The sequence below is a fragment of the Bradyrhizobium sp. SZCCT0153 genome (genome assembly GCF_018129995.1).
GTDB classification, from domain to species: Bacteria; Pseudomonadota; Alphaproteobacteria; order Rhizobiales; family Xanthobacteraceae; genus Bradyrhizobium; species Bradyrhizobium japonicum_G.
The window spans coordinates 685171-705785 of the sequence record NZ_JAFCKS010000003.1; the positions used below are offsets into that span (position 1 = coordinate 685171).

The following is a 20615-nucleotide window of genomic DNA, read 5'->3' on the forward strand; positions in this document are numbered from 1 at the left end:
GAGGGTACAGGTGCGGCGACAATCTCACGTGAGGAGAGAGCCCCTCACCCCAACCCTCTCCCCGTAAGAACGGGGCGAGGGAGCGCACCGTCCGCGCCGCGGGCTCGCGCCGCCTACCCCGCGATCTCAAGCCCGGCATTGGCGTAGACCACGCCGCCGTCGACGGCGATGGTGTTGCCGACCACGTAGTCGCCGGCCCGCGACGCGAGATAGATCGCCACTCCCGCCATGTCCTCGTCGGTTCCGATGCGCCGCGCCGGAATACGCTTTGCGACGTCGTCCGCATGGTCGCGCGCGGCCCGGTTCATGTCGGACTTGAACGCGCCGGGCGCGATCGCGGTGACATTGATGTTGTCCTTGATCAGTTTCGTCGCCATGCGCCGCGTCAGATGGATCACGGCGGCTTTGCTGGCGGCGTAGGAATAGGTCTCGCTCGGATTGACGAAGATGCCGTCGACCGAGGCGATGTTGATGACCTTGGCCGGACGTTCTGCGCTTGCAGCCGCGCGCAGCGGTTTCGCCAGCGCCTTGGTCAGGAAGAACAGCGACTTGACGTTGAGGTCCATGACCTTGTCCCAGCCGCTTTCCGGGAATTCGTCGAACTCCGCGCCCCAGGCGGCGCCGGCATTGTTGACGAGGATGTCGAGCTTCGGCTCCAGCTTGATGATTTCGCCGGCGAGCTTGTCGCAGCCTTCGACGGTCGAGATGTCGATCGGCAGCGCGATGCACTCGCCGTGATATTGGCCTGACAGCTCTTTCGCCGTAGCCTCGCAAGGTCCCGCCTTGCGCGCGGTGATGTAGACCTTCGCAGCGCCTTGCGCGAGGAAGCCCGCCGCGATCATCTTGCCGATGCCGCGCGAGCCGCCGGTCACGAGTGCGATGCGGCCTTTGAGCGAGAACAGATCGTCGAACATGGTGCCTCCCTTTGGTTTGGCGACGTTTTGAGCGCGGCAGGGAGGGGAGTCAAGGAACCGTCGCGCGCTCCGCCCTCATCCTGAGGAGCGCGTCAGCGCGTCTCGAAGGATGCGGGCGGCCCATCCTTCGAGACGCGCTCCTTCGGAGCGCCCTCAGGATGAGGTCTGAGTGTGAAGGATCAGGCCGCCGCGATCCGGCGGAAGCCGTTCCACATCGCGGTCGCGGCGCCCGAGGTCAACACCGGCAGAATTCGCGCGTCCTGGTAATTGCCGTTGAGCGAGACGCGCGGCAGCGCGGTCATGTGGCCGGCGTTCTCGGCGAACAGCATGCCGGGCCGCGTCGTCACCGCGGTCTTGAATCCGGCGGCCGCAGCAAGGGTGAATTCGCGCGCGCCCGCCGCTCCACGGTCGCCATAGGGATAGGCGAAATGCTGCACCGTGCGGCCGAGCGCCTGCTCGATCCGCGCGCGGCTCGCCGCCATCTCCTGCGTGGCGATCTCTTCGCTTTGCCTGGCCAGGTTGCAATGGCTGACGGTGTGGGCGCCGATCGTGACGAGGGGATCGGCGGCAAACGTCTTCACCTCGTCCCAGGACAGGCAGAGGTCGCGGCACAGCGCGGCGATGTCGACGCCGTATCTCGTGCAGAGCGCCTCGATCTCGCGCTTGAGATCGTGCTCACCCGGCAGCGCGCGCAGCCAGTCGTGCAGACGGTCGAATGCGACCTGCTTGGCCGCGGGCGTGGTCGCATCGAGCCGCAGCGCCGAAGTGCCGATCTTCACCTCGATCTGCTCGGTCTTGGCGATCACGGCCTCCAGTGCCGCCCACCACAGCCGTCCGGTGCCCTCGGCGAAGTCGCTGGCGACATAGACCGCCAGTGGCGCGTCAAATTCGCGCAGAACGGGCAGCGCATGGTCGAGATTGTCGCGATAGCCGTCATCGAGCGTGAAAGCGGCGAAGCGGCGGGAGAACCGGCCCCGCACCAGCCGCTCATGCAGCTCGTCCATGCTGACGATGTCGATCTCGCGCGAGCGCAAATGGCTCAGGGCGGCGCGCAGGAATTCGGGGGTGACCTCGAGATGCCGGTTCGGCTGGAATGCGGCCTCGCGGGCCGGCCGCACGTGATGCAGCATGAAAATGGCGCCGACGCCCGACAAAAGCGGGCGCAACAGGTGGTGCGCCCCGCTGAAATAGAGTGCTTCCAGCCCGGCGCGGATGACGTTGTTACGAAGTTGTTTCATGACCGGCTGGCGGACTCTGGCATTCCACCCTCAACTTACGGAAGAACCCTTGAAGAAAAAGTTATTCCAATTGTCCATGCAAAGGCCTTGGGAGGGCCGCCATTTCCGGTTTGACAGCCTGACAAGGGTTTGTTTTGTCTCCGGTTCCAGAGTTCGGGTCGTCGAATGCAGAAGCTTTTCAGGTGGGCCAGCAAATGGTGGCCGGGGCTGATCCCCCTGGCTGTCATGTGGGGATTTGCGGCCTGGAAGAACACCTTACCGGTCGAGGCGGACCTGTCCGCCCGCAGCTCGGCGGCGCTCAAGGATACCGTTCTGGACAAGACCCGGATCGCGGTGGACGGCCGCGACGTCCGCCTGGCCGCGGACGCCTTTTCCGAGGAAGGGCGCCGGGACGCCGTGATGGCGGTGGAGATCGTCCCGGGCGTGCGCCTGGTCGACGACCAGACCCGCCTCGTTGCCGAGGCCAAGCCCTTCGTCTGGAACGCCGAGCGTGACGTGGTGCGGGTGACGCTGTCGGGCTCCGCGCCCTTGCCGTCGATCAAGGGCCGCCTGACCGAGGCGGCCCGCAAGGGGGGTGGCGGTGTCGAGGTGGCCGATCAGATGGGGCTGGCGCGGGGCGCGCCGCCGCGGTTCGAGGCGGCTGCGATGCTGCTGCTCGACCAGATCGGCAAGCTCAAGGACGGCAAGATCACGATAACGGACACCAAGGTCAACCTGTCGGGCATGGCGCGCGAACTCGGCGGCCGCGAAGCGGTCGCAGCCGCGCTCAAGAACCTGCCTGAAGGCTTTTCGATCGCCGCCAACGACGTCAAGGCGCCGCCCTACGTCTTCCAGGCCTACAAGGATCCGGTGGCCGCGACGGTGACGCTCACCGGCTACGTTCCCGACAACAATGTCCACGCAGCCATCGCCACAAGCGCGTCGCGAAAGTTCTTCAACGAAAAGGTCGTCGACAATCTCAAGGCCAGCGTCGGCGCGCCCGGCTCCTTCAACATCGCCGTGATTGCAGCGCTCGGCGCGCTGTCGCGGCTGTCGACCGGCACGCTCGTCGTATCCGACCGCGAGGTGAAGCTGTCGGGCGATGCGCTCTATGAAGGTGCGGCCAACGACATCCGCGCGGGCCTCGGCAAGGACTTCCCGAAAAACTGGCAATACAAGCCGGAAATCACGGTCAAGCCGGCGGCCGGCCCGGTCGACGGCACGGTGTGCCAGCAACTGTTCTCGGAGCTCCTGAGCAAGGCCAACATCCGCTTCGGACCCAAGCGCGCCGACATAGATCCGGATTCCGTCGGCATTCTCGATCATCTGATCGAGAATGCACTGCGCTGCCCCACCACCAATATCGAGGTCGCCGGCCACACCGATGCCGATGGCGAGGACGCCTTCAACCAGGCGCTCTCGGAGAAGCGCGCGCAGGCGGTGATCGACTATCTGGTCAAGGCCGGGCTGCCGGCCAGCCGCTTCACCGCAGTCGGCTATGGCAGCACGCGGCCGGTCGCCGGCAACGACACCGACGACGGCAAGGCGCAGAATCGCCGTATCGAATTTCTGGTGAGGTGACGATGCCCTATCTCGTCTCATTCCATCTGGGCTGGCTGATCGGCTCGCTGCTGCTCGGCTTTTGCATGGGCTGGATCTCGGTGGTCCAGCGCGGCAATGGCACCTCGAAAGTGACCGCGCGCTGGCTCGCGGTGCTCGCGATCGCTCTGGTCGGCGCTTCGCTTTCGCATGTGGTCCCCGGCCGCTTCGGCTACTGGCTCGACCTCGGCCTGATCATGTTCGCCTGCTACCTCGTCGGCTGCACCATTGGCGCCTGGCTCCGCGATCGGGTGGTCTCGCGTACCGCGCCGGCGGGCTGACCGAGTCCATATCGTGCTGGCGAAACGTCACTGACCTTGCGGCCGGGAAAACTCGTGCTGCGATGCGCTCAGTGAAAGCCGGCGCTCAAGTTGCGGTCGCGAATTCCGATGGCCTTGGCCTGCGCAGCAGACACGCCATCCCGGCACTGGATATACCGCAACACTTGCGCGTCAGTGCCCGCGGCGTGCGCGCGCCACATGTCGAGATTGAAACCGTTCTTGGCCATGCACGCCTGCGAATGCGGACTGTCGTTGCGCTCTCTGGCGCCGGCTGGAGCGGCGGCCATAACGACCACCGCGATGACGGCGCCGAGCTGAAACCTCATGGTTTCTCCCCCCTCTCATGCAAATTCTTGTTTGAAGCGACCGCTGCCGAGACCGGCGGCCGGCTATCTTGCTGCCGAGAACCTCGCCGATTGTCCGTTCGCTCGCCAGAGGCAGCGGAGAGATAACCACAGGTAGTTGCGGCGGGAGCGCTCAACGGCCCGGCCGATCGTCTCGTTGCACCGGCCCGGGTGCGGCAGGGGGCGGGCAGCCGGCAAGTCGGGTCCCCCCCTCTTTCAACAGGCGGGTGCGGCCCATAGATTGACGTCGGCTTAAGTCGTGACGGAACATTGTACGGTCGAAATCATCAAAACTTCATGGCGACTGCGCAGGATTGCCGTGGAGATTCGCGCCAGTCTTGCCGCCGAAAGCGCCAAACCGTGCATCAGGAGCCCGCAACCCTGCCTAAAATATTGAAGGCACGAGTTTTTGTTCGAATTGCCGAATTCCACTCCGCCCGGAAACGCGCTAGTGGAAGGGGAGCGGGCATGCGCGATGCCGGGGCCGGCGGCGAGGGGTCGTTGGGTACCTGCATGTCGTCCGCCTGTTCGCCGGCCACCCCGGCCGCTGAAGCGTTGTTCGAGGTCTAGATGCTGGAAGCCATCCGCAGGGCGATATCGTTTCTGCGCCAGAAGCAAATCCTGCATAAGCTTGGAGTTGTGATCAGCGTCGCGGTCATCGGCATCGCTTGCTATGTGCTCTATCACATGCTGCGAGGCATCGATTTCAACGAGGTCGTCGAAGCGATCAAGAGCACCGAGCCGAGCCAGATTGCGATGGCGGGGCTGTTCGTCGCTGCGGGCTATTTCACCCTGACCTTCTACGACCTGTTCGCGGTGCGGGCCATCGGCCACTCCCATGTGCCCTATCGCATCAATGCGCTCGCGGCCTTTACCAGCTATTCGATCGGCCACAATGTCGGCGCCAGCGTCTTCACCGGCGGCGCGGTGCGCTACCGCATCTATTCGGCCTACGGCCTGAACGCGATCGACGTCGCGAAAATCTGCTTCCTCGCCGGCCTGACCTTCTGGCTCGGCAATGCCGCCGTGCTCGGCCTCGGCATCTCCTATCATCCGGAGGCCGCCGCCTCGATCGACCAGTTGCCGCCGTGGCTGAACCGGGCGGTGGCGATGATGATCATCGTCGGGCTGGTCGCCTATGTGGTCTGGGTCTGGACCCAGCCGCGGGTGGTCGGCCGCGGGCCGTGGACCGTGATGCTGCCGGGCGGCCCGTTGACCCTGCTCCAGATCGCCATCGGCATCATCGACCTCGGCTTCTGCGCGCTCGCGATGTACGTGCTGGTCCCGGACGAGCCCAATCTCGGCTTCGTGGTGGTCGCGGTGATCTTCGTCTCGGCCACCCTGCTCGGCTTTGCCAGCCATTCGCCCGGAGGCCTCGGCGTGTTCGACGCCGCCATGCTGGTCGGCCTCTGGCAGATGGATCGCGAGGAACTTCTGGGCGGGATGCTGCTGTTCCGCGTCCTCTATTATCTTTCCCCCTTTGTCATATCTGTAATCTTGCTGACGTTTCGCGAAGTTATCATCGGCGCACGATCGAAGCGCCTGCAGCAGGCGGCGCTCAAGCTCGACCCCGGCCCGGCGCGTGAAGCCGCCTATGTGAGAGAGCGTAGCGACAGCGGCGCCTGACCGGCGCAAGTCATGAGTCTCAAGTCTTGAGTCTCAAGTCCAGAGCCTCCAGGAGAAGCCCGCCCCGATGGCGATCGACGCCCCATCTTCTCCCACCGCCCAGCCCTGGTCCGACCGGCTGCGGCACTCGACCATCATCCTGATCGCCGCAGCGCTGGCGCTGTCGGTGGTGGTTTCGCTCGACGAATTGTCGGTGATGCGGGCGGCGACGGTGTTCCTCTGCATCGCGGCTGCGGCGCTGATCCCCTGGCGGCTGCACGATAACGCGGCCTCGCGCGAGGATACCCGCCGCATCAATCCGGTCGAGAGCGCGGCGGTGGCCGCAGTCGTCGCCGGCATGCCGGATCCGGCGGTTCTGCTCGACCGTGCCGGCCGCGTCATCCACCTCAACGCCGCTGCCGCCCAGCTCGCCCCGGCGCTGCGGCGGAACGAGCTCGCCCAGTTCGCGCTGCGCTCGCCGGAGATCATCACGGCGCTGCGCGAGTCGATCGCGACCACCGAGCCGCGGCGCACGACCTATCTCGACCATGTCCCGGTCGACCGCTGGATGGAGCTGACGATCACGCCGGTGCCGGTGCCGACCTCGTTCGGCGGCGCCGACAAATGCATGCTGATGACCTTCCACGACCAGACGCCGCTGCGCCGGGTCGAGGAGATGCGCGCCGACTTCGTCGCCAATGCCAGCCACGAGCTGCGCACGCCGCTGGCCGCGCTGTCCGGCTTCATCGACACGCTGCAGGGCCAGGCCAAGGACGATCCCAAGGCACGCGAGCGCTTCCTCGGCATCATGCACAACCAGGCCACCCGCATGGCGCGCCTGATCGACGACCTGCTGTCGCTGTCGCGGGTCGAGCTGTCCGCCCATGTGCGGCCCGACACCCTGGTCGACCTGCTGCCGATCATCTTCCAGGTCGCCGACGGCCTCGAGCCGCTGGCCCGGGAACGCCAGGTCGAGGTCGAGACCCATCTGCCGGAAGCGCCGGTGATGATCGCCGGCGACCGCGAGGAGCTGCTGCGCCTGTTCGAGAACCTGATCGAGAACGCGCTCAAATACGGTGCCTCGGGCGGACGGATCATCGTGTCGCTCAATTCGGCTGCGGCCCCTGATGGAACTCCGGAAATCCGGGTCCTGGTCCGCGATTTCGGCCCCGGCATCGCGCCCGAGCACCTGCCGCGGCTGACCGAGCGGTTCTACCGGGTGGACGTCGGCGACAGCCGCTCGCAGGGCGGGACCGGGCTCGGATTATCGCTGGTGAAACATATTCTTAACCGCCATCGCGGCCGGCTTCTGATCGAAAGCGTGCCCAAGCAGGGCGCCACTTTCACCGCCTGTTTTCCCCAGGTCAGGACTGCGGCTTCAGCCTGAAATCCAAGTGATTTGAGCTGGTTGCGCGTGTCATCCGAGTGTCACGAAACCTTCGTAAAAGCACAGCCGACCGCTCCTAAAGGGACGGCACGGGGAGCGCGATCGGGCGCTGATGGCGCTTCGCTCCCCTGTATGGAGACCAGCATGAATTTCATCAAAACGATCGTCGCTGCCGGCTTGGTCGCCGCATCGACGACGGTGGCCTTTGCTGCCGATATCACCGGTGCCGGGGCGACCTTCCCGTTCCCGATCTATTCCAAATGGGCTGACGCCTACAAGAAGGAGACCGGCAACGGTCTGAACTACCAGTCGATCGGTTCCGGCGGCGGCATCAAGCAGATCCAGGCCAAGACCGTGACCTTCGGCGCGACCGACATGCCGCTCAAGGCCGAGCAGCTCGAGAAGGATGGCCTCGTCCAGTGGCCGATGGTGATGGGCTCGATCGTTCCCGTCGTCAACCTCGAGGGCGTGAAGCCGGGTGAGATGGTGTTCGACGGCGAGACGCTGGCCAGCATCTATCTCGGCAAGATCACCAAGTGGGACGACGCCGCGATCAAGAAGCTCAATCCCAATGTGAAGCTGCCTTCGGACGCGATTACCGTGGTCCGCCGCTCGGACGGTTCGGGCACGACCTTCAACTTCACCAACTACCTCTCCAAGGTCAGCCCGGACTGGAAGAGCAAGGTGGGCGAGGGCACCGCGGTCGAGTGGCCGGTCGGCGTCGGCGCCAAGGGCAACGAGGGCGTCTCCGGCAACATCGGCCAGACCAAGAACTCGATCGGCTACGTCGAGTATGCCTATGCCAAGCAGAACAAACTGACCTACACCAAGATGGTCAACAAGGGCGGCAAGACCGTCGAGCCGACCACCGAGGCCTTCCAGGCGGCCGCCTCCAACGCCGACTGGGCCAAGGCTCCCGGCTATTATGTCATCCTGACCGACCAGCCCGGCGACAAGTCCTGGCCGATCACCGCGGCGACCTTCATCCTCATGCACAAGGATGCGACCGACAAGGCGGCCGCGAAGGAGGCCCTCAAGTTCTTCACCTGGGCGTTCAAGAACGGCGACAAGATGGCTGAGGAGCTCGACTACATCCCGATGCCCGACAGCGTTGTGAAGCTGATCGAGAAGACCTGGTCCGCCGACATCAAGAGCTGAGTGCTCTGGTCCCGGACGCAGTGCCGGGATCTGCAAGACGTCCGCTCCGGATCGGCTTTGCGCCGCATCCGGAGCGCAAGACCGACAATAAGCGTATATAAAACGGGCACAGGGGATCGGCGTGGCTGAGATGGCTGTCGAGAGCAATGTAGTTGATGCCGCCGGACCGTATGATCGCGCCAAGGCGTTGAGCGCGTTCAAGCTCGGCGATGTCACCTTCTACTGGATCACCCGGCTGAGCGCGATCTCGGTGCTGCTGATCCTCGGCGGCATCATCATGTCGCTGGTCGTCGGCGCCTTCCCGGCGATGAAGGAGTTCGGCCTCTCGTTCCTGTGGACGCAGCGCTGGGCACCGTCGGCCGATCCGCCCGTGCTCGGCGCGCTCGGGCCGATGTACGGCACGCTCGTCACCTCCTTCATCGCGATGCTGATCGCCATTCCGGTCGGTATCGGCATTGCGATCTTCCTGACCGAGCTCTGCCCGCAATGGCTGCGCCGCCCGATCGGCATGGCGATCGAGCTGCTCGCCGGCATTCCCTCGATCATCTACGGCATGTGGGGCTTCTTCGTGCTGGGCCCGTTCCTGGCCAACACCTTCCAGCCCTTCATGATCAAGATCTTCGACGGCATCCCCGTGCTGGGCACAATCTTCGCGGGACCGCCGTCCTATCTCAGCCTGTTCAACGCGGCGCTGATCCTCGCGATCATGGTGCTGCCCTTCATCACCTCGATCTCGGTCGACGTGTTCAAGACGGTGCCGCCGGTGCTGAAAGAGGCCGCCTACGGCGTCGGCTGCACCACCTGGGAAGTCGTCCGCAGCGTGGTGATCCCCTACACCCGCGTCGGCGTCATCGGCGGCGTCATGCTGGCGCTCGGACGCGCGCTGGGCGAGACCATGGCGGTGACCTTCATCATCGGCAATTCGTTCCGCATCTCGGGGTCGATCTTCGCGCCGGGCACCACGATCTCGGCGGCGATCGCATCCGAATTCGCCGAAAGCGACGGTCTGCACCAGTCCGGCCTGATCCTGCTCGGCCTCTTGCTGTTCGTACTGACGTTCTTCGTGCTGGCCGCGGCGCGGCTGATGCTGATGCGGCTGGAAAAGAAGGCGGGGAACTAACGCGATGAACCCGATCTATGCACGTCGCCGCCGCAAGGACCTCATCATCCGCGGTCTTTGCTTCGCGGCTGCCGCCTTCGGCGTCACCTGGCTCGCGCTGATCCTGATCACGCTGCTGTACAACGGCCTTGCGGGCCTGAATGTTCAGCTGTTCACCGAGAACACGCCGCCGCCCGGATCCAACGAGGGCGGCCTGCTCAACGCCATCGTCGGTTCGCTGATGATGACCGTGATCGGCGTCGGTATCGGTGCGCCGCTCGGCATGTTCGCCGGCACCTATCTCGCCGAATACGGCCGCAACGACAAGCTGACGTCGGTGATCCGCTTCATCAACGACATCCTGCTCTCGGCGCCATCGATCATCATCGGCCTGTTCATCTATGGCGCCGTGGTGGTGCCGATGCGCGGGTTCTCGGCGGTCGCCGGCTGTCTCGCGCTCGCCGTCATCGTCATTCCGGTGGTGCTGCGCACGACCGAGGACATGCTGCTCTTGGTACCGAACGCGCTGCGCGAGGCGGCCTCGGCGCTCGGGCTGCCGCGCTCGCTGGTGATCAAGCGGATCGCCTACCGTTCGGCGCGCGCCGGCCTGATCACCGGCGTGCTGCTCGCCACCGCCCGCGTCGCCGGCGAGACCGCGCCGCTGCTGTTCACCGCGCTGTCGAACCAGTTCTTCAGCCTGGACCTGACCAAGACGATGGCCAACCTGCCGGTCACCATCAACAACTTCGTGCAGAGCCCCTACGCCTACTGGAAGCAGCTGGCATGGAGCGGGGCGCTGCTCATCACCCTGACCGTGCTTGCCCTGAACATTGGCGCGCGCATACTTGGCGCCGAGAGGACCGCAAAATGAGTGAACTTTCAGTATCGTCGATGAGCGCGGCCGGTGGCCTGCCCCAGACGGCAGCATTGCCCGAGGCTCCCCCCAAGGTGACGGTGCGCAACCTCAATTTCTATTACGGCGAGCACCACGCGCTGAAGAACATCAACCTGACGCTCGGCACCAACCGCGTCACGGCGTTCATCGGCCCGTCGGGCTGCGGCAAGTCGACCCTGCTGCGCATCTTCAACCGGATGTACGACCTCTATCCGGGCCAGCGCGCGACCGGTCAGGTGATGCTCGACCAGACCAACATCCTCGACGGCAAGCTCGACCTCAATCTGCTGCGCGCCCGCGTCGGCATGGTGTTCCAGAAGCCGACGCCGTTCCCGATGACGATCTACGAGAACATCGCTTTCGGCATCCGTCTTTACGAGAAAATCCCGAAGTCCGAGATGGACGGCCGGGTCGAGAAGGCGCTGCGCGGCGGCGCGCTCTGGAACGAGGTCAAGGACAAGCTCAACGCGTCGGGCCTGTCGCTGTCCGGCGGCCAGCAGCAGCGCCTCTGCATCGCCCGCACGGTCGCGGTGCGGCCCGAAGTGATCCTGTTCGACGAGCCCTGCTCGGCGCTCGATCCGATCTCGACCGCCAAGGTCGAGGAGCTGATCCAGGAGCTGTCCGAGAACTACACGATCGCGATCGTCACCCACAACATGCAGCAGGCGGCGCGCGTCTCCGACAAGACCGCCTTCATGTATCTCGGCGAGTTGATCGAGTTCGACGAGACCAGCAAGATATTCACGTCGCCGACCGATCGGCGCACGCAGGACTACATCACCGGCCGGTTCGGCTGAGGAGACAGGACATGGGTTCCGAACATACCGCAAAGGCCTTCGACACCGACCTCCAGGAGCTCACTCGCCTGGTCGCCGAGATGGGCGGAATCGCAGAGCGCATGATCGTCGATTCCGTCGATGCGCTGATCCGCCGCGACGTCGCGCTCGGCCAGCGCGTCGTCGCCATCGACGTCGAGCTCGACGCGCTGCAGAAGAAGATCGAGGAGCGCGCCGTCCTCACCATTGCGCGCCGCCAGCCGATGGCGGTGGATCTGCGCGAGATCGTCGGCGCCATGCGCGTCGCGACCGATCTGGAGCGTATCGGCGACCTCGCCAAGAACATGGGTAAGCGCGTCGCGGCGCTGGAAACGGATTTTCATCCGCTCAAGCTGTTCCGCGGCCTCGAGCACATGACCGACCTCGTGCAGCAGCAGGTCAAGTCGGTGCTGGACGCCTATGCCGCGCACGATCTGCCGGCGGCGATGGCGGTGTGGAAGGGCGACGAGGAAGTCGATGCCATCTGCACCTCGCTGTTCCGCGAGCTTCTCACCTACATGATGGAGGATCCGCGCAACATCTCGTTCTGCATCCATTTGATGTTCTGCGCCAAGAATATCGAGCGCATCGGCGACCACGCCACCAATATCGCCGAGACCGTGTTCTACATGATCGAGGGCCAGGCGATCACCGACAAGCGGCCGAAGGGCGACATGACGAACTTCGCCACGACGGTTCCGAATACCTGATCACGCAAGGAGCGACGACACCATGGGCGCACGCATTATGGTGGTTGAGGACGAGGAAGCTCTCACCGAGCTTCTTCGCTACAACCTCGAAGGCGACGGCTATGACGTCGAGACGGTGATGCGCGGCGACGACGCCGACACCCGGCTCAAGGAGCACATCCCCGATCTCATCGTGCTCGACTGGATGCTGCCGGGTCTGTCCGGCATCGAGCTGTGCCGACGGCTGCGCACCCGGCCCGAGACCAAGCAGCTCCCGATCATCATGCTCACCGCGCGCGGCGAGGAGAGCGAGCGGGTGCGGGGTCTTGCGACCGGCGCCGACGATTACATCGTCAAGCCGTTTTCGGTGCCGGAGCTGCTGGCGCGGGTGAAGGGCCTCTTGCGGCGCGCAAGCCCGGAGCGGCTCGCCACCGTGCTCGCCTATGGCGACATCGAGCTCGATCGCGACAAGCGCCGCGTGGCGCGCTCCGGCCGGCCGATCGATCTCGGCCCGACCGAATATCGCCTCCTGGAGTTCTTCCTGGAGCATCCGGGCCGGGTGTTCTCGCGCGAGCAGCTGCTCGACAGCGTCTGGGGCCGCGACATCTACATCGACGAGCGCACGGTCGACGTGCATATCGGCCGCCTGCGCAAGCTGCTCAATCTCGGCCGCGAGCAGGACCCGATCCGCACCGTCCGCGGCGCCGGCTATGCGCTGGACGACCGTTTCGCGAAGGCGGAGCAGGCGTAAGTTCAGCCGCGAACAGGCAAGTAAAAAGCGCGCCGGGCGGCGCGCATTTCCATTTTTCGATCGTTCCGGTCCCTACTGCGCAATTGCGCGCTAGCTAGTTAGGCCGGGACGATGTCGTTTGGAGCCGGGCTTCAGCGCGGCCCCGGCTTCGCCGGTGCGCGCCGGCGATCCGCCGCGGGCTGATACGCCACGCGCGAGTGCTGGGCGCAATAGGGCAGGCCGGAGAGGGCCTTGCCGCCGCAGAAGAAGAAGTCCGGGCTCGAGGGATCGCCGACCGGCCAGTGGCAGGTCGCCTCGTTCAGCTCCAGCAGCGACAGCCGCTGGCTCATCGGCACCACGTTGTCGTAGGTGACCGGCTCGGCCTCCACCTCGACCTCGAAGGCCTGCGCCAGCGCGGTGTTGCCGCGCGAGATCGGACGGGTCACCCGCATCATGTGCTGCGCGGGACGCGCCTTGCGCGGCCGGGGCGCTGCGGAAGATGGGCTCTTGGCGCGGCCCGACAGGCCGAGCCTGTGCACTTTGCCGATCACGGCATTGCGGGTCACATTGCCGAGCTCAGCCGCGATCTGGCTGGCCGAAAGTCCGGCCTCCCAGAGCTTTTTCAGCTGCTCGACGCGATCATCGGACCAGGTCAAAACCGTCATTGCACCCTTTCCCTCGCTGCGCGCCAGCCATCCTGGGGCCTCGCAGCGAATGCCTAAGCCTTAAAAACCCGTGCCGTCAGAATCCCTTAAGGCTCGCCGGGCGCGCCAATGACGCCCGAACGTTTACGCCGGTACATAAGGACTTAGAGATCAGAACCGCTGCACGAGATGTCGTATCTGACAATCCAAACGCTACAATATGGCGTGACTCCCGCGCAAGAGTCCGCCGACTCGCTTCCACATGTTCCGTGGTGAAAAACCCGCAAAATCGGCACCGCAAGACTACGGATTCTGCGTTTCGCGAGGCTTTCCGGGCGGCATTGACACCCGTCTTGCCAGGCATAAGATAGTGCTGCGTGCCGCCCTTAAAAGGCGGCACGTTTCGTTTTCCGGACCGGTCAATGGTGCGTTGCGCAATGCACATTCAGGCCGTCCACAACATTCAAGTGATCGTCATGACCAACAGCGCCGCGCCGCATTTGCTCCCTGTTTTCGCCAGGGCCGACCTCGGCTTCGAGCGCGGCGAGGGCTGCTGGCTGATCGCGACCAATGGCGAGCGCTATCTCGATTTCACTTCGGGCGTCGCCGTGAATGCGCTCGGTCATGCTCATCCCGCGCTGGTCGCAGCGTTGCAGGAGCAGGCGACCAAGCTCTGGCACATGTCGAACCTGTTCCAGAGCCCGGACGGCGAGAAGCTTGCGAACCGCCTCTGCAACGAGAGCTTTGCGGACTTCGTGTTCTTCTGCAATTCCGGCGCCGAGGCGCTGGAAGGTGTGATCAAGCTGGTCCGCCATCATCACTTCTCCAAGGGGCATCCGGAACGCTATCGCATCATCACCTTCGAAGGCGCGTTCCACGGCCGCACGCTGGCGACGCTGGCCGCGACGGGTTCTGCGAAATATCTCGAAGGTTTCGGTCCGCCGATGGATGGTTTCGACCAGGTGGCGCATGGTGACATCGAGGCCGTGAAGAAAGCGATCGGTCCGCAGACCGCCGGCATCCTGATCGAGCCGATCCAGGGCGAGGGTGGCGTGCGTTCGGCGCCTCCCGGCTTCCTCAAGGCGTTGCGCCAGCTCTGTGACGAGAAAGGCCTGCTGCTCGCGTTCGACGAGGTGCAGACCGGCATGGGCCGCACTGGCGATCTCTTCGCCTATAAGCGCACCGGCGTCACGCCTGACGTGATGTCGCTGGCCAAGGCGCTCGGCGGCGGCTTCCCGATCGGCGCGATTCTGGCGACCGCGGACGCGGCTTCCGGCATGGGGCCCGGCTCGCACGGCTCGACCTTCGGCGGCAATCCGCTCGCGATCTCGGCCGCGAACGCCGTGCTCGACGTCATGCTCAAGCCCGGCTTCTTCGATCACGTCCAGAGGATGTCGCTGCTGCTCAAGCAGAAGCTCGCCTCCGTGATCGACCGTCATCCCGATATCGTCAGCGAAGTGCGCGGCGAGGGCCTCCTGATCGGCATCAAGGCCGTGGTGCCCTCGGGCGATCTGGTCGCAGCTTTGCGCAACGAAAAATTGCTCACGGTCGGCGCCGGCGACAATGTCGTGCGTTTCCTGCCGCCTTTAATCGTCACCGAAGCCGAGATCGAGGACAGCGTCGGGCGGCTCGAGCGCGCCTGCACCGCGATCTCGTCCAGTCAGACCAAGCGGGCGGCAAGCTGATGAGCAAGTCGCCGAAGCACTTCCTCGATATCAACGAGCTGCCGTTGTCGGAGCTCAAGAGCATGCTCGCCGCCTCCTCCGCCATGAAGGCGAAGCAGAAGGCGCATCAGCCGGTCAGGCCGCTCGAAGGCAAGACGCTTGCGATGATCTTCGAGCGGCCCTCCACGCGCACCCGCGTCTCGTTCGACGTCGCGATGCGCCAGCTCGGCGGCGAACCGATCATGCTCACCGGTGCCGAGATGCAGCTCGGCCGCGGCGAGACCATCGCCGACACCGCGCGTGTGCTGTCGCGCTATGTCGACGCCATCATGATCCGCATCCTCAATCACGATGCGCTGCTGGAGCTTGCGGAATATGCGACCGTGCCCGTCATCAACGGCCTGACGCGCCGGTCGCACCCATGCCAGGTGATGGCCGACCTCATGACCTACGAAGAACATCGCGGCCCGATCGAGGGCAGGACGGTGGCCTGGACCGGCGACGACAACAACGTGCTCGCCTCCTGGGCGCACGCCGCCGAGCGCTTCAAGTTCCAGCTCAATGTCGCGACCCCGCCGGAGCTGGCGCCGAAGAAAGTGATGCGCGACTTCATCAAGGCGACCGGCGCGTCGATCGTGCTCGGCACCGATCCCGAAGCCGCCGTGAAGGGGGCCGATTGCGTCGTCACCGATACCTGGGTGTCGATGGGCGACAAGGAAGGCGAGCACCGGCACAACGTGCTCAAGCCCTATCAGGTCAATTCGAAGCTGATGTCGCTGGCCAAGCCCGACGCGCTGTTCATGCACTGCCTGCCGGCCCATCGCGGCGAGGAGGTCACGGATGAGGTGATCGACGGCCCGCAATCCGTCGTGTTCGACGAGGCCGAGAACCGCCTGCATGCGCAGAAGGGCATTCTGGCCTGGTGCTTCGACGCGGTGAAATGATCTGAACGCGTGTCGCGTTGCCGTCGCCTCACATGGCGCTGTCGTCCCTGACAAGCGTAGCTCATGGCAATGCATAGCGTTGCCGGGACCGAAGCGCTTGTCCGGGACGACAGCGAGTTCGAGGTTGCTTGGTACGGTTCAAACGGCTCCCGCGCACGCTACCCCCTTCCATTTTTCTCCTCCGACCCCAGATAAAGCGCCATGGTTTCCCAATCCCCTGACATGAAAACCGGGCCCGAAGGCCCGGTTCGCGCACCATCGGCGGTTCCGATCGATGACGCCGTGCTGCCCTACGAGGTCGACGCACTCGACGTGCGTGGGCGCCTGGTGCGGCTCGGTCCGGCACTCGACGAGATCCTGACCAAGCACGATTATCCTGCGCCGGTCGGCAAGCTGCTCGGCGAGGCCATCGTGCTGACCACGCTGCTCGGCTCGGCGCTGAAATTCGAGGGCCGCTTCATCCTCCAGGCCCAGACCGACGGTCCGGTCTCGTTCCTGGTCGTCGACTACATGGCGCCGGATCGCCTGCGTGCGTACGCGCGCTTTGATGCCGCGCGCCTCGGCGAGGCCAGGGATTCCGGCATGCAGTCCGGCGCCCTGCTGGGCCACGGTCATCTCGCCATGACCATCGACCAGGGCCCCGACATGAGCCGCTACCAGGGCCTGGTCGCGCTCGACGGCGGCAGCCTGGAGGACGCGGCTCACGAATATTTCCTGCGCTCCGAGCAGATCCCGACGCGCGTGCGTCTCGCCGTCGGCGAGGAGTGGCGCTCGAACGACGGCGGCAAGCATCGCTGGCGCGCCGGCGGCATGCTGATGCAGTTCCTGCCGAAGGCCCCGGAGCGCGCGCGGCAGGCCGATTTGCATCCCGGCGATGCGCCCGAAGGCGTCGAGGTGCACAGCGTCGCTGAGGACGACGCGTGGGTCGAAGCGCGTTCGCTGATCGAGACCGTCGAGGACGTCGAGTTGATCGATCCCGAGCTGTCCGGCGAGCGGCTGCTCTACCGTCTCTTCCATGAGCGCGGCGTGCGCGTGTTCAATCCGCTGTCCTTGAAGGCGCAATGCTCCTGCTCGCGCGAGGCGGTCGCCTCGATGCTGAAGAGTTTTTCGCCGGACGACCGCGCCGCGATGGTCAAGGACGACAAGGTCGTCGTGACCTGCGAATTTTGCTCGTCGGTGTACGAATTCACGCCGGATGAAGCGGGCGTCGAGGACGCGTAGGCACTCGGCCTGCGAGCCCTCGCGACCCGACGGGCAATACACCTGCGAGGCTGTCAATCCTCTCTGGCAAAATATTCCACTTTACCGAAATTCGGATTTATCGTAGATGTTGCCTATCCCGGCTCATCCTTGAGGGGCGATCGTACGTCGTCACGATATGCGAGCCGGGTTGCGGTGGACGCGGCAGCGTCGTGCGCGAGAGGTGCGGGCAGGGCGGGTAGTCCCTGCGAGCCCGTGGCCACGTGCGGACGAGCGACGCTGATGCGTACGGCAAAACCGTGTGGTCCTGACCGTCGTTGCTACGGTCAAGCTTTCGCGGAGATGCGCGCGAGCCCAACCGGGCGGACGGCATCGTCAATTCGCGGGGCGAGGGAGGCCAGAACGAACTCGGCTCCCGGGAGAGCACGGCATAAGCCGTCCGACCATCGCGCAGGGAAGGCCGAGTGATTGGCTACACCTGTATGCTGCTGTGCGGTTCTTTTGCGCTACATCTTCGCGCAGCGGACCGCGGGTGCCAGCCGGCACCCGGCCTTCCCTGCGCCCTCTTGGCTCAAGAGGGTGGAGAGATGGAGCAAAGCTCGGGCGAACGCGCCGCGAGACCGCAAAGGCGTGTCTGCAAGCTGAGTTGCCAGTTGGAAGCGCTCGCAATGACGAGGTTGGGGAAGCTGCGCGCCATAGACTCGGACATCGGTGGGCAAAGTGAAGCGTGCCCGCCACCTTATGCCGTGATCGAAATGGTGGACACGTTGCTTCGCGCCTTTGTCCACCCAACGGCATCCCGCTAGTTCAGCACCCGCTTGTTGTCCGGACTGTCCAGCGAGAACGTCGGTACGTCGATCTCGAAGCGCTCGCCGCTTTCGCTGACCATCTGGTAGCGGCCGGTCATGAAGCCGGAGGCGGTCGTGAGCGGCACGCCGGAGGTGTACTCGAACCGTTCGCCGGGGGCCAGGGTCGGCTGCTCGCCCACGACGCCCTCGCCCTTCACCTCCTGCTGCCGGCCGGTGGCGTCGGTGATGATCCAGTGCCGCGTCTTGAGCTGCACGGTCTCGTCGCCGGAATTGGTGATGACGATGGTGTAGGACCAGAAGTAGCGGGAGCGGTCGGCCGACGACTGCTCCGGAACAAAGTTCGGCTCGACGGTCACTTCGATCTGGCGGGTCACGGCGCGGTACATGGTTGCTATCATACCGAAATCCGCCCGGGAACCAAACGCCGGAGGCGGCCTGGGCGACATCGTCCCGCCAGAATTCGCAGGGAAGTACGCCCCCCGGGGTGTACTCACATGTGATCCGATCGCTTTGCGAGATGACGAACGGACCGGTACACTCCTTGACACGCCGCGATCTGCGGAAGGGTTTTTAGGCCCCGATGACCATTGCCGACCAAGTGACGGGATCGACGATCGCGGGAACCACGGGTGCCAAGCCCGCAGGCCCCAGGCCGCGCACCGCGGCGCCGGCGATTTCGCTACCCGCCATTGGCGAGCGCGAGCTTCGGCTCGACCTGTTCCGCGGCCTCGCGCTGTGGCTGATCTTCATCGACCATCTGCCGACGAGTCTGCTGACCTGGTTCACGATCCGCAATTACGGCTTCAGCGACGCCACCGAAATCTTCATCTTCATCTCCGGCTATACCGCCGCCTTCGTCTACGGCCGGGCCATGCTGGAGTCCGGCGTCGTCATCGCCACCGCGCGCATCCTGCGTCGCGTCTGGCAGATCTACGTCGCCCACGTCTTCCTGTTCACGATCTTCCTCGCCGAAATCTCCTATGTCGCGACCAGCTTCGAGAACCCGCTCTACACCGAAGAGATGGGCATCATGGATTTCCTCAAGCAGCCCGACGTCACCATCGTGCAGGCGCTGCTGCTGCGCTTCCGTCCCGTCAACATGGACGTGCTGCCGCTCTACATCGTGCTGATGCTGGCGCTGCCGCTGATCCTGTGGTCGATGAAATGGAAGCCTGACGTCACGCTCGGCCTCTCCGTCGTGCTCTACGCAGTGACCTGGGAATACGACCTCTACTTCTCGGCCTATCCGAACGGCTTCTGGGCCTTCAATCCGCTGGCCTGGCAATTGCTTTTCGTCTTCGGTGCATGGTGTGCGCTCGGAGGTGCGCGGCGGATGTCGCGCATTCTGGCTTCGCGGGTGACGATGTGGATCTCGATCGCCTATCTGGTCGCGGCATTCTACGTGACGCTGACCTGGTACGTGCCGCAGCTTTCCCACTTCATGCCGAAGCGGCTCGAGCAGTGGATGTATCCGATCGACAAGACCGATCTCGACGTGCTGCGTTTCACGCATTTCCTGGCGCTGGCCGCGCTCACCGTGCGCTTCCTGCCGCGGGAGTGGCCGGGCCTGAAGTCGCCCTGGCTGCGGCCGCTGATCCTGTGCGGCCAGCATTCCCTGGAGATATTCTGCCTCGGCGTCTTCCTCGCTTTCGCCGGCCATTTCATCCTGGCCGAGGTCTCCGGCGGCGCAGTCATGCATGCGGTGATTAGTCTCTCCGGAATCCTGATCATGTGGGGCGTCGCTTGGGTGATTTCGTGGTACAAGCGCGTAGCTGACAAGAGCGGTGCGAAAACCAAAATCGCCGTCGGCAACGCCGATATGGCGGGAGGGGGCTGATGAAGGCGAAGGTTCTCCTGAGCCTTGTCCTGCTATGCGGTAACCTCGCCGCGCCGCCGGCGCGCGCGGGCGATGCTGCGCCTGCCGCCTCCGCCGTGCCCGCGGCCTGCGAATTGCCTGCCTATCTGCTCACCAGCGAAAGCCAGCTTCCCAAGGTCGCCGATGCCATCAAGGCCGGCAAACCGCTCGAGATCCTGGTCATCGGCAGCGGTTCGACCAGGATTCCGGCTTCGGAGGACAGCTCTTATCCGGCGCGGATGCAGGCGGTTTTGAAAGACAAGCTGCCGCCGGCGGAGGTCGTGCACGTCTCCGTAGAAATACAGAGCAAGAAGACGGCCGAGGAGGCGACCGGATCCTTCGTTAAGCTGATGGAAGCAAAAACGCCTACTTTGGTCATCTGGCAGACCGGGACGGTGGATGCTATCCGAGCCATCGATCCCGACGATTTTCGTGGCGCGGTAACCGAAGGGGTTGCTGCGTTGCAAAAGGCAGGGGCTGACGTCGTCTTGATGAATTTGCAATACAGCCCGCGTACCGAAACCATGATCTCGGTGCCGCCATACCTCGACAATATGCGGGTGGTTGCACAGGAGCATGATATCCCGCTGTTTGATCGTTTCGCGATCATGCGGCAGTGGAATGATCAGGGGCAGTTCGACCTGTTCAGCCCGTCCCGCGGGCCCGAGCTGGCGAAGCAGGTCCATGATTGCCTTGGCCGGGCGTTGGCACAGTTCGTGATCGACGCAGCCCATCTGGAGCCGGCCCAGCAGCAAAATTGAGGTCT

General features: G+C 64.7%; 20 protein-coding genes. 15 read left to right on the top strand and 5 right to left on the bottom strand.

The features are described from left to right. Positions 1-113 precede the first annotated feature (113 nt). Both JQ572_RS16850 and JQ572_RS16855 read right to left on the bottom strand, forming a co-directional pair. A complete protein-coding gene (locus JQ572_RS16850) occupies positions 114-914 on the bottom strand; it encodes an SDR family oxidoreductase (RefSeq protein ID WP_211384149.1) in 801 nt (266 codons plus the stop codon). Between the two features lie 179 nt (positions 915-1093). Next, positions 1094-2152 (bottom strand): polysaccharide deacetylase family protein, encoded by a 1059-nt coding sequence (locus tag JQ572_RS16855; RefSeq protein WP_211384150.1) that lies wholly within the window; start codon positions 2150-2152, stop codon positions 1094-1096. Positions 2153-2317: 165 nt separating this feature from the next. Between JQ572_RS16855 and JQ572_RS16860 the strand changes: the two genes are divergently transcribed. Together JQ572_RS16860 and JQ572_RS16865 are read left to right on the top strand one after the other, a co-directional pair. Then, the gene (locus JQ572_RS16860) at positions 2318-3712 is read left to right on the top strand and encodes an OmpA family protein (RefSeq protein ID WP_211384151.1); all 1395 of its coding nucleotides are present in this window, start codon (positions 2318-2320) and stop codon (positions 3710-3712) included. 2 nt (positions 3713-3714) lie between these two features. Further along, complete coding sequence (locus JQ572_RS16865) at positions 3715-4011, top strand: hypothetical protein (RefSeq protein WP_211384152.1); 297 nt, start codon at positions 3715-3717, stop codon at positions 4009-4011. 68 nt (positions 4012-4079) lie between these two features. Here the strand turns inward: JQ572_RS16865 and JQ572_RS16870 are convergent, their stop codons facing one another. Further along, the gene (locus JQ572_RS16870; protein WP_211384153.1) at positions 4080-4337 is read right to left on the bottom strand and encodes a hypothetical protein; all 258 of its coding nucleotides are present in this window, start codon (positions 4335-4337) and stop codon (positions 4080-4082) included. A 588-nt stretch (positions 4338-4925) separates the two neighbouring features. On the opposite strand from JQ572_RS16870, the gene JQ572_RS16875 reads away from it, so the two are divergent. The 8 genes from JQ572_RS16875 (at position 4926) to phoB (ending at position 12754) form a co-directional block, all read left to right on the top strand. Continuing rightward, the gene (locus JQ572_RS16875) at positions 4926-5981 is read left to right on the top strand and encodes a putative bifunctional lysylphosphatidylglycerol flippase/synthetase (protein ID WP_211384154.1); all 1056 of its coding nucleotides are present in this window, start codon (positions 4926-4928) and stop codon (positions 5979-5981) included. 67 nt (positions 5982-6048) lie between these two features. Continuing rightward, a complete protein-coding gene (locus tag JQ572_RS16880; RefSeq protein ID WP_211384155.1) occupies positions 6049-7347 on the top strand; it encodes an ATP-binding protein in 1299 nt (432 codons plus the stop codon). 144 nt (positions 7348-7491) lie between these two features. Further along, positions 7492-8505, top strand: a complete 1014-nt coding sequence (gene pstS / locus JQ572_RS16885; RefSeq protein ID WP_211384156.1) for a phosphate ABC transporter substrate-binding protein PstS — start codon at positions 7492-7494, stop codon at positions 8503-8505. A gap of 130 nt (positions 8506-8635) precedes the next feature. Beyond that, complete coding sequence (pstC, locus tag JQ572_RS16890; protein WP_211384221.1) at positions 8636-9625, top strand: phosphate ABC transporter permease subunit PstC; 990 nt, start codon at positions 8636-8638, stop codon at positions 9623-9625. Positions 9626-9629: 4 nt separating this feature from the next. Next, entirely contained in the window at positions 9630-10475 is an 846-nt protein-coding gene (gene pstA, locus JQ572_RS16895) for a phosphate ABC transporter permease PstA (RefSeq protein ID WP_211384157.1), read from the top strand. Continuing rightward, the gene (gene pstB, locus JQ572_RS16900; RefSeq protein ID WP_211384158.1) at positions 10472-11296 is read left to right on the top strand and encodes a phosphate ABC transporter ATP-binding protein PstB; all 825 of its coding nucleotides are present in this window, start codon (positions 10472-10474) and stop codon (positions 11294-11296) included. Before pstA ends, pstB begins: the two co-directional genes overlap by 4 nt. 11 nt (positions 11297-11307) lie before the next feature. Further along, positions 11308-12024 carry a phosphate signaling complex protein PhoU gene (phoU, locus tag JQ572_RS16905; RefSeq protein ID WP_211384159.1) on the top strand — a complete coding sequence of 239 codons (717 nt, stop codon included), beginning with the start codon at positions 11308-11310 and terminating at the stop codon, positions 12022-12024. A 22-nt stretch (positions 12025-12046) separates the two neighbouring features. Beyond that, a complete protein-coding gene (phoB, locus tag JQ572_RS16910) occupies positions 12047-12754 on the top strand; it encodes a phosphate regulon transcriptional regulator PhoB (protein WP_014491300.1) in 708 nt (235 codons plus the stop codon). Positions 12755-12885: 131 nt separating this feature from the next. Here phoB and JQ572_RS16915 read toward each other — a convergent pair whose 3' ends face one another. Beyond that, a complete protein-coding gene (locus tag JQ572_RS16915) occupies positions 12886-13398 on the bottom strand; it encodes a GcrA family cell cycle regulator (RefSeq protein WP_211384160.1) in 513 nt (170 codons plus the stop codon). A 455-nt stretch (positions 13399-13853) separates the two neighbouring features. On the opposite strand from JQ572_RS16915, the gene JQ572_RS16920 reads away from it, so the two are divergent. The 3 genes from JQ572_RS16920 to JQ572_RS16930 all read left to right on the top strand — a co-directional run bounded on the left by JQ572_RS16920 (position 13854) and on the right by JQ572_RS16930 (position 17206). Next, on the top strand, positions 13854-15062 hold the full coding sequence (locus JQ572_RS16920) for an aspartate aminotransferase family protein (RefSeq protein WP_211384161.1): 1209 nt from the start codon (positions 13854-13856) through the stop codon (positions 15060-15062). Continuing rightward, positions 15062-15985 (top strand): ornithine carbamoyltransferase, encoded by a 924-nt coding sequence (argF, locus tag JQ572_RS16925; protein ID WP_211384162.1) that lies wholly within the window; start codon positions 15062-15064, stop codon positions 15983-15985. The genes JQ572_RS16920 and argF overlap by 1 nt, the downstream gene beginning before the upstream one ends. A gap of 201 nt (positions 15986-16186) precedes the next feature. Further along, complete coding sequence (locus tag JQ572_RS16930; RefSeq protein ID WP_211384163.1) at positions 16187-17206, top strand: Hsp33 family molecular chaperone; 1020 nt, start codon at positions 16187-16189, stop codon at positions 17204-17206. A gap of 781 nt (positions 17207-17987) precedes the next feature. On the opposite strand, the gene apaG is transcribed toward JQ572_RS16930, so the two are convergent. After that, entirely contained in the window at positions 17988-18380 is a 393-nt protein-coding gene (gene apaG / locus JQ572_RS16935) for a Co2+/Mg2+ efflux protein ApaG (RefSeq protein ID WP_211384222.1), read from the bottom strand. A gap of 194 nt (positions 18381-18574) precedes the next feature. On the opposite strand from apaG, the gene JQ572_RS16940 reads away from it, so the two are divergent. Beyond that, positions 18575-19831: an OpgC domain-containing protein gene (locus JQ572_RS16940; RefSeq protein WP_211384164.1), complete on the top strand. Its 1257-nt coding sequence runs from the start codon at positions 18575-18577 to the stop codon at positions 19829-19831. Beyond that, a complete protein-coding gene (locus JQ572_RS16945) occupies positions 19831-20610 on the top strand; it encodes an SGNH/GDSL hydrolase family protein (protein ID WP_211384165.1) in 780 nt (259 codons plus the stop codon). Before JQ572_RS16940 ends, JQ572_RS16945 begins: the two co-directional genes overlap by 1 nt. Positions 20611-20615 lie beyond the last annotated feature (5 nt).